Annotated in this window: 9 protein-coding genes; 6 read left to right on the top strand and 3 right to left on the bottom strand. The window is 74.3% G+C overall.

Translation table 11 applies throughout. From position 1 onward, the window contains the following. Positions 1–1,792, bottom strand: a 1,792-nt coding sequence (locus EF918_RS28010) for an FAD-binding dehydrogenase (protein WP_125651716.1), incomplete at its 3' end; no start/stop codon positions are given. Between the two features lie 109 nt (positions 1,793–1,901). On the opposite strand from EF918_RS28010, the gene EF918_RS28005 reads away from it, so the two are divergent. From EF918_RS28005 to EF918_RS27980, 6 genes are all read left to right on the top strand, one after another. Beyond that, entirely contained in the window at positions 1,902–2,516 is a 615-nt protein-coding gene (locus EF918_RS28005; protein WP_125651715.1) for an NUDIX domain-containing protein, read from the top strand. Positions 2,517–2,526: 10 nt separating this feature from the next. Continuing rightward, positions 2,527–2,925, top strand: a complete 399-nt coding sequence (locus EF918_RS28000) for a YidH family protein (protein WP_125651714.1) — start codon at positions 2,527–2,529, stop codon at positions 2,923–2,925. Then, a complete protein-coding gene (locus EF918_RS27995; RefSeq protein ID WP_125651713.1) occupies positions 2,922–3,242 on the top strand; it encodes a DUF202 domain-containing protein in 321 nt (106 codons plus the stop codon). Before EF918_RS28000 ends, EF918_RS27995 begins: the two co-directional genes overlap by 4 nt. A 140-nt stretch (positions 3,243–3,382) precedes the next feature. Further along, positions 3,383–4,294, top strand: a complete 912-nt coding sequence (locus tag EF918_RS27990; RefSeq protein ID WP_125651712.1) for an MBL fold metallo-hydrolase — start codon at positions 3,383–3,385, stop codon at positions 4,292–4,294. 204 nt (positions 4,295–4,498) lie between these two features. Continuing rightward, positions 4,499–5,530, top strand: coding sequence for a phosphotransferase family protein (locus EF918_RS27985; protein WP_125651711.1), 1,032 nt, complete (start codon positions 4,499–4,501; stop codon positions 5,528–5,530). A 13-nt stretch (positions 5,531–5,543) separates the two neighbouring features. Then, positions 5,544–6,764 (top strand): acyl-CoA dehydrogenase family protein, encoded by a 1,221-nt coding sequence (locus tag EF918_RS27980; protein WP_125651710.1) that lies wholly within the window; start codon positions 5,544–5,546, stop codon positions 6,762–6,764. A 51-nt stretch (positions 6,765–6,815) separates the two neighbouring features. Here the strand turns inward: EF918_RS27980 and EF918_RS27975 are convergent, their stop codons facing one another. Further along, positions 6,816–7,418: a TetR/AcrR family transcriptional regulator gene (locus tag EF918_RS27975; protein WP_125651709.1), complete on the bottom strand. Its 603-nt coding sequence runs from the start codon at positions 7,416–7,418 to the stop codon at positions 6,816–6,818. A gap of 20 nt (positions 7,419–7,438) precedes the next feature. After that, a partial coding sequence (locus EF918_RS27970) for a class I adenylate-forming enzyme family protein (RefSeq protein ID WP_260610743.1) occupies positions 7,439–8,633 on the bottom strand: 1,195 nt, incomplete at its 5' end.

Raw genomic sequence — 8,633 nt, 5'->3', positions numbered from 1 at the left:
GCGGAGCCCCGGCCCCAGCCCGGCCGAAGCCCCGGCCGGGGCCGGGGCCGGAGGCCGCCCGGCAGGCCCGGGGCGGAGCCCCGGGAGGCTTCAGGGCGGACCCCGGCCGGGGCCGCGCCGGGGCCGGCCGGGGCCCCGCCTGGCCCCGCCCGGCCCCCGCGCGGCCCGCCGTACGGCCGGAGAAGAGGCAGCCGCCGAGGAAGGTGCCCTCCAGGGCTCGGTAGCCGTGGACGCCTCCGCCGCCGAAGCCGGCGGCCTCGCCCGCTGCGTAGACGCCCTGCAGCGGGTCACCCGTGGCGGTCAGGACGCGGGAGGACAGGTCGGTCTGGAGGCCGCCCAGGGACTTGCGGGTCAGGATCGACAGGCGGACGGCGATCAGCGGCCCGGCGGCCGGGTCCAGGATGCGGTGCGGGGCCGCGGTGCGGATCAGGCGGTCGCCCAGGTAGCGGCGGGCGCCGTGGATCGCGGTGACCTGGAGGTCCTTGGTGAACGGGTTCGCGATCTCCCGGTCCCGGGCCGTGATCTCCCGCCGGAGGTCCGCCTCGTCGATCAGGCCCAGGCCGGTCACCTCGTTCATGCGGCGGGCCAGCGCCGCCAGGTCGCGTTCGACCACGAAGTCCGCGCCGTTGTCCATGAACGCCTTCACCGGCCCGGGGACCGCCTGTCGCGCCCGGACCAGGACCTCGCGGACCGACTTCCCGGTCAGGTCCGGGTTCTGCTCGGACCCGGAGAGGCCGAACTCCTTGCCGATGATGCGCTGGTTCAGCACGAACCACGTGTGGTCGTGGCCCGTGCGCATGATGTGGTCCAGCGTGCCCAGCGTGTCGAAGCCGGGGAACAGCGGTACCGGGAGCCGCTTGCCGGTGGCGTCCAGCCAGAGCGAGGACGGGCCGGGCAGGATCCGGATGCCGTGCGCGGCCCAGATCGGGTTCCAGTTCCCGATGCCCTCGGTGTAGTGCCACATGCGGTCGCGGTTGACGTGGTGCGCGCCCGCGTCCTCCGCGATGCCCAGCATCAGGCCGTCCACGTGCGCCGGGACACCGGACAGCAGCCGGTCCGGCGGGGTGCCGAGGCGGGCCGGCCACTGCTTGCGCACCAGGTCGTGGTTGCCCCCGATGCCGCCCGAGGTGATGATCACCGCCTGGGCGCGGAGGGAGAACGCGTCCACGACCTGCCGGCTGCTGGCCTCGCCCCGGGCCACGTCGGAGGGGGCCAGGACCTCGCCCGTCACCGTGTCCACCGTGCCCGCGGTGCGCCCGAGGCCCGTCACCCGGTGGCGGAACCCCAGCCGGACCAGCCCGCGCGCCACGCCCTCCCGGACCCGCCGCTCGAACGGGGCCACCAGGCCGGGGCCGGTGCCCCAGGTGATGTGGAAGCGGGGGACGGAGTTCCCGTGCCCGTTCGCGTCGTAGCCGCCACGCTCCGCCCAGCCCACGACCGGGAAGAAGCGGACGCCCTGCGCGTGCAGCCAGGGCCGCTTCTCGCCGGCGGCGAAGTCGACGTAGGCCTCGGCCCAGCGGCGGGCCCAGGTGTCCTCCTCGCGGTCGAAGCCGGCGGTGCCCAGCCAGTCCTGGAGCGCGAGGGCGCGGCTGTCCTTGATCCGCATCCGCCGCTGTTCGGGCGAGTCCACGAAGAACAGGCCGCCGAACGACCAGTGCGCCTGGCCGCCGAGGGACTGCTCCGGCTCCTGGTCCAGCAGGATGACCGTGCGGCCCGCGTCGACCAGTTCGGCCGTGGCCGCCAGGCCGGCGAGGCCCGCGCCGATCACGATGACGTCTGCGTCGTACCCCATGCGTTGTCGTCCGTCCCGTCCGTCACGTCGGCCGTCTGTGGTGGGACAGATCCTTGCTACGCAGCGGTAACCCGTCAACACCGGTGATTGGATGAACCCCATGAGTGCCATGAGTGCCGCTGACGAAGTGCTGGACGTGGTCGACCGCGAGGACCGGGTGGTCGGACAGGCCCCGCGCGGGCGGGTGTACGCCGAGGGGCTCATCCACCGCTGCGTCTTCGTCCAGGCCACGGACGCGGCCGGGCGGATCTTCGTGCACCGGCGGACCGCGTCCAAGCTGGTCTTCCCGTCCGCGTACGACATGTTCGTCGGCGGGGTCGTGGCCGCCGGCGAGTCGTACGACCGCGCGGCGCTGCGCGAGGCCGAGGAGGAGCTCGGGGTGACCGGGCTGCCGCAGCCCGAACCGCTGTTCCGGTTCCTCTACGAGGGCCCGGGCGGGGCGTGGTGGTCGGCGGTCTACCAGGTCCGCTGCGAGCTTCCGGTCCGGCCCCAGGAGAGCGAGGTGGCCTGGCACGCCTTCCTGGACCCGGCCGAGGTCGAGCGGCGGGTCGACCACCCCGGGCTCCCCCACGACGGCACGGACGGCACGGACGGCACGGACGGCGCGGACGGCACGGACGGCGCGGACGACCCGGGCGCCGGTGCCGGGGGCGGCTGGGTGTGGGTGCCCGACGGACTGGAGGCCTACCGGCGGCTACGGGCGTGGCGCGGGCGGCCGCAGTAGATTGCCGGGCGTGATCCACTTCGCCAAGGACCTGCGGCTCTGGTTCGCGCCGCAGCGCATCCGGGAGGAGGGCGAGACGCCCGACTACCGGTTCTCACTCGCCAACGAGCGGACCTTCCTCGCCTGGATCCGTACCGCGCTGGCGCTGGTCGGCGGCGGGTTCGCGGTGGACCAGTTCCTGCCGGACCTGCGCTGGGGCGTCCGGGTCGGGATGTCACTGGCCCTGCTCGCGGTCGGCGCGGCGTGCGCCCTGCGGGCGGTGAACCACTGGGTCCGCTGCGAACGGGCCATGCGCCGCGGCGAGGACCTGCCGCTCTCCCGCTTCCCGGTGGTGCTCAGCCTGGGCGTGGGTCTGGTCGCGGCGGCCATGGTGGTGGTCGTCCTGGTGGGCTGGACGGACCGGCCGTGACCCAGGAGCCCGCCGGGCGCGACCCCGGGCTGCAGCCCGAGCGGACCCGGCTGGCGTGGCGGCGTACGACGCTCACCTGTGCGGTCACCGCGGTGCTCGCGGTACGGCAGGCCCTGCGCGGGTCGGGGACCGCTCTGGAGGTGGCCGGGTGTGCGTTCATCGTGCTGCTCTGGCTGGTCTTCCTGGGCGTGGCCCACCGGCGGATCCGGGTCCTGGCGACGGCGGCCCGGCCGGCGGCCCTCGGCGAACGGGCGGCCCTCGGCGCCACCTTGTGCGTCCTGGGCCTCTCCGCCTTCGCCGTCGCGGTGATCCTCTGAGGCCTGGGGCGCTCCGACGTCCCGCCGGCCCGTGGTCCTGCGACGCCCGTGGTCCTCCGGCGCCCGGCCCCCTCTCCCCCGGCCCCGGCCCGGCTGGCAGGATGCTCACCGCATGCCGTCGCGACCCGGGGAGAGCGCAGATGACCGCCGAACAGCCGTACCTCGTCCAGCCCGCCCCGGAGGTGTACGCGTACGTCCAGCCGGACGGCGGCTGGTGCCTGAACAACGCGGGCTTCGTCACCGACGGCGGCCAGACCCTGCTGATCGACACCGCCGCCACCGAACGCCGGGCCCACGCCCTGCGCGAGGCGCTGCTCGCCACCGGGGCGCCGCTGCCGCGGCTGGTCGTGAACACCCACCACCACGGCGACCACACCTACGGCAACGGCGTGTTCACCCCCGACGCCCTCGTCCTCGGCCACGACAGCGCCCGCACCGAGCAGCTCGCCGCGGGCCACCAGCTGGAGCTGATCTGGCCGCAGACCGACTTCGGCGCCATCACCATCACCCCGCCCACCCTCACCTACAGCGAGCGCATGACCCTGCACATCGGCGACACCGAGGTGCAGGTGATCCACCCCGGCGTGGCGCACACCACCGGCGACTCGGTCGTCTGGCTGCCGCGGCAGCGGACCGTGTTCACCGGGGACCTGGTCTTCGCCGAGGGGACGCCGTTCCTCGCGATGGGCTCGCTGGCGGGCTCGCTGCGCGCGCTGGAGCTGCTGCGCGTGCTCGGCGCGGAGACCGTCGTGCCCGGGCACGGACCGCTGACCGGCCCGGAGGCGTACGAGGCCACCGAGCGGTACCTGCGGTACGTCGAGGAGCTGGCGAAGGCGGGCCGGGCCGAGGGACTGACCCCGCTGGAGGCCGCGCGGCGGGCGGACCTGGGCGAGTTCGCGGCCTGGCGGGAGAGCGAGCGGCTGGTGGCCAACCTGCACCGTGCGTACGCCGAGCTCGACGGGCTGCCGGCGGGGGCGCCGCTGGACATCGGGGCGGTGCTGAAGGACATGACCGTGATGAACGGCGGCATACCCGTGGCCTGCCACGCCTGACCCCGGCCTGCCGGCCTGCCGGCCTGCCGGCCTGGTCGCGGCCGGACCCGGCCAGCCGGGCCGAGGCCGGACCCCGGCTGCCCTGCGCGCCTCGTCCGCCGCCGTACGGGCCGGTTCCCGGCCCACCCCTGGACGGCATACCGACTGGTCGGCATGATGGCCCCAGCAAGCGTCGCCCGTCGTCCTCGTACGGAGGTGCCCTCCATGCCCTCGACCTCGTCCGACCCCCGGGGTCTCGATCTGCACCGGCTGCGCGGCCATCTGGACCGCGTACGGCCGGGACTCGTGACCGGGGCGCTCAGCGGCCGGCTCATCGAGGGCGGCCGGTCGAACCTCACGTACGAGGTCACCGACGGCGCCGCCCGCTGGGTGGTCCGCCGGCCGCCGCTCGGGCACGTCCTGGCCACCGCGCACGACATGCGGCGCGAGCACCGGGTGATCGAGGCCCTGCACGGCACGGCGGTGCCGGTGCCGCGGCCGGTGCTGCTGTGCGAGGACGAGGAGGTGCTCGGGGCACCGTTCTACGTGATGGAGTACGTGGACGGGGTCCCGTACCGCACGGCCGGGCAGTTGGCCGCGCTGGGGCCGGAGCGGACCCGGCGGGCGGTGCTCGGCCTGGTGGACACCCTGGTCGACCTGCACGCGGTGGACCCGCAGGCGGTGGGCCTGGCCGACTTCGGGCGGCCCGAGGGCTTCCTGGACCGGCAGCTGCGCCGCTGGGGCAAGCAGCTCGCGGCCTCCCGCGGCCGGGACCTGCCCGGCATCGACGAACTGCACGGCGGGCTGGGCCGCAAGCTGCCCGCCTCCCCCGCCCCGACGGTCGTGCACGGCGACTTCCGGCTGGACAACGTGCTGATCGGCGGCCCGGACGACCGGATCCGGGCGGTGCTGGACTGGGAGATGTCCACCCTCGGCGATCCGCTGACCGACCTCGGGCTGCTGGTGATGTACAGCTCCGACCTGGGGCTGACCGAGTCCCCGGTGAGCACCACCAGCGGGGCGCCCGGGCATCCGGCGCCGGCCGAGCTGGTGGAGCGGTACGCGGCCCGGTCGGGCCGGGACACCGGTGCGATCTCCTGGTACACGGCCTTCGCCTGGTTCAAGCTCGCGGTGATCCTCGAAGGCATCCACTACCGCTGGACGCTCGGCCAGACCGTCGGCGCCGGCTTCGACCGGATCGGCGAGCTGGTCCCGGTCTTCATCGAGCACGGCCTGACCACCCTCCAGGAAGGCTGAGGAGACCCCCGACATGGACTTCGCATTCGACGCCCGGACCGAGGAACTCCGCGAGCGGCTGCTCGCGTTCATGGACGAGTGCGTGTACCCGGCGGAGGCGGTGGCCGCCGAGCAGCGCGCCGCGCTGCCCTCGCCGTGGGACACCCCGGCCGTCTTCGGCGAGCTGCGGGCCGAGGCCCGCCGGCGGGGCCTGTGGAACCTCTTCCTGCCCGATCCCGAGCACGGCGCCGGGCTGACCAACCTCCAGTACGCGCCGCTGGCCGAGATCACCGGGCGCAGCCCGCACCTGGCGCCGATGGCGACGAACTGCGCCGCCCCGGACACCGGGAACATGGAGCTGCTGGCGCAGTTCGGCAGCGAGGAGCAGAAGAAGCAGTGGCTCCAGCCGCTGCTGGCGGCCGAGATCCGCTCGGCGTTCGCCATGACCGAGCCGGCCGTGGCCTCGTCGGACGCGACCAACGTCGAGACCCGCATCGAACGCTCGGCGGACGGCGGCACGTACGTGGTGACGGGCCGCAAGTGGTTCATCTCCGGGGCCATGAACCCCGACTGCGCGGTCTTCATCGTGATGGGCCAGACCGACCCGGAGGGCGCCGATCCGCGCCGCCGGCAGTCGATGATCCTGGTGCCGCGCGACACCCCGGGCGTCGAGGTGCGCCGCGCCATGCGCGTGTACGGGTACGAGGACCACGACCACGGCGGCCATGCCGAGGTCGTGTTCGACGGGGTACGGGTGCCCGCGTCGCACCTGATCGGCGAGGAGGGCTCCGGCTTCGCCATCGCCCAGGCGCGGCTGGGCCCGGGCCGGATCCACCACTGCATGCGGCTGATCGGCATGGCGGAACGGGCCGTCGAGCTGATGTGCCGGCGGGCGGTGGAGCGTACGGCGTTCGGCAAGCCGCTGGCCGCCCAGGGCGTGGTGCAGAACTGGATCGCGGACGCCCGGGTGAGCGTGGAGCAGCTGCGGCTGCTGGTGCTGAAGACGGCCTGGCTGATGGACACGGTCGGCAACCGGGGCGCGCACACCGAGATCCAGGCCATCAAGATCGCCACCCCGCGGGCGGTGGTGGGGATCCTGGACCGGGCGGTGCAGCTGCACGGAGCGGGCGGGGTCAGCCAGGACTTCCCGCTGGCCGAGCTGTGGGCGGCGGCCCGTACGCTCCAGCTGGCGGACGGGCCCGACGAGGTGCACCAGCGGTCGCTGGCCCGGCGGGAACTGAAGCGGTACGCCTGACCGTCACGGGCGCGGCCGCAGGCGCGGTCAAGGCCGCGGTCACGGGCGCGGTCACGGGCGCAGGGCGCGCAGCAGCAGGTCGGCGAGGTGGTCGGCGACCTGCTGCGGCGTGAGCGGGCCGTCCGTGCGGTACCAGGTGGACAGGTGGTGCACGGACCCGAAGTGGTAGTCGACCACCAGATCGGCAGGGGTGGCGGTGGAGAACACCCCGGTGCGCTGGCCCTCCTCGATCAGCGCGCGGAACCGTTCGTGGTAGCGGCGGCGCTCGGCCCGGACCTGCTTGTACTTCTCCGGGCTGAGCTGGTGCATCGAGCGGAAGAAGATCATCGCGTCGTCGAGGTTCTCGATGGTGGTCACCACGACGTCGGCCGCCGCCGCGCCCAGCCGTTCCTCGACGGGCGCGTCGGAGCCGGCGACGGCGTCCAGGCGCTGTTGCTGCAGGCGCAGCATGCGTGCGTAGACCTCGTGCAGCAGGTCGTCCTTGGAGCCGAAGTAGTGGTAGAGGGCGCCCTTGGTGACCCCGGCCGCCTCGACGATCTCCTGGACCGAGGTGCGGTCGTAGCCGCGTTCGGCGAACAGCCGGGTGGCGACGGCCAGCAGCCGCTGCGGGACGGGGGTGTCCTCGGACTCGCCGGTGGTGCTCCTGGCGGGCATGGCCCTCCCCTTTCTGCTTCCTACGAATGTTTTGAGCCGCGCTCGCGCAGTTCTCGACGCAGGATCTTGCCACTGGTGGTCTTGGGAAGGACAGGCAGGATTTCCACGTGCCGCGGGTACTTGTACGCGGCGATGCGCGCGGCGCAGTAGGCGGACAGCTCGGCCGGGGCGGCGGTGGCGCCGGGGCGCAGGCTGACGTACGCCATGACGCTCTCGCCGCGGTAGGGGTCCGGGACGCCGACGACCGCGGCCTCGCGGACGGCGGGGTGGGTGTAGAGGACGTCCTCGACCTCGCGCGGCCAGACCTTGAAGCCGGAGGCGTTGATCATGTCCTTCTTGCGGTCCACGACGTAGAGCCAGCCGTCCTCGTCCATGAAGCCGACGTCGCCGGTGCGCAGTTCGCCGTCGGGGAAGGCCTCGGCGGTGGCGTCGGGCAGCCCCCAGTAGCCGAGGGCGAGCTGCGGGCCGCGCACGGCGATCTCCCCGGTCTCGCCGAACGGCAGCTCCGCGCCGTGCCCGTCGATGATCCGTACGACGGTCTGCGCGCCCGGGACGCCCACGGAGAGGGTGCCGGTGGCCGGGTCGACGGGGGCGTGCAGGTGGGCGGGGACGGAGGCGCAGGCGGCGGTCGACTCGGTCAGGCCGTAGCCGTTGCGGAGGTCCAGGCCTAGGGTCTCGCGCAACCGGGTGACCAGGGCGGGCGGCAGCGGGGCGCCGCCGGAGGAGACCACCGCGAAGGAGGCGAAGTGGTCGCGGGTGACGGCGGGATGGGCGGCCAGGGCCATGAAGGCGGTGGCGGGGCCGATGGTGTAGGCCGGGCGGTGCTCCAGGAAGGCGTCGAGGACGACGCCGGGCTCGAAGCGGTGGGCCAGGGCGAGGGTGCCGGCGTTGAGGAAGCAGGCGGCGAGCTCGCAGACCATGCCGGTGATGTGGAACAGCGGGGCGAGGGCGAAGTAGGTGGCGCCTTCGGGTATCGGGTGGCCGGTCACCTGCCGCGCGGCGTTGTAGGTGAGGGCGGTGTGCGGGTTCATGGCGCCCTTGGGCGTCCCGCTGGTCCCGGAGGTGTAGCTGATCAGCGCCAGGCGTTCCGGGACGGGCGGGTCGGCCGGCGCAAGGTGGCCCTGCCGGGCCACGCGCACCAGGTCCTCGGGCTCGACGGTCGGGCCGGCGGGCCCGCCCAGCCCGCCCTCGGGCTCGGGCCCGGGGCCGGGCTGC

Origin of the sequence: Streptomyces sp. WAC06614 (assembly GCF_003949795.1) — a bacterium.
Lineage (GTDB): Bacteria > Actinomycetota > Actinomycetes > Streptomycetales > Streptomycetaceae > Streptomyces.
This window is presented reverse-complemented; position numbering and strand designations above follow the sequence as displayed.